General features: G+C 56.5%; 1 protein-coding gene. It reads left to right on the top strand.

The window, feature by feature from the left end; translation table 11 throughout:
- A partial coding sequence (locus tag P0D73_RS46840) for a hypothetical protein (RefSeq protein ID WP_408436575.1) occupies window positions 1–220 on the top strand: 220 nt, incomplete at its 5' end.
- Window positions 221–338 lie beyond the last annotated feature (118 nt).

The following is a 338-nucleotide window of genomic DNA, read 5'->3' as shown; positions in this document are numbered from 1 at the left end:
CCCCGAAGGATCCACCTCGCGTCGCGCATCAAGCGCCCACACTTATCGGCTGTTAATTTTTAAAGATCGGTTACGCATTCACCACCGGACCGGCACCGCGCATCGTCAACATCACAACTACCCGGCACCGCTTCGTTCTGCGTCGCTGCATCAGCAGCAGAGAAACGAGATTATGAAGAACTTTCGCTACGTCGTCAACAGGTTTTTTCCAACTTCCTGAACCTGCCCACTTCGCTGAAAGCCTTGCCACTGCTGGCTCTCCCGCCTCCCGTGCCCCGCTGTCCGGAGCACGAAAGAGCGAGATTCTAGCGAGCCCAACTCCGCCTTGCAAGCGTTAT

It is taken from the genome of Paraburkholderia sp. RL18-101-BIB-B (genome assembly GCF_046026985.1).
Lineage (GTDB): Bacteria > Pseudomonadota > Gammaproteobacteria > Burkholderiales > Burkholderiaceae > Paraburkholderia.
This window is presented reverse-complemented; position numbering and strand designations above follow the sequence as displayed.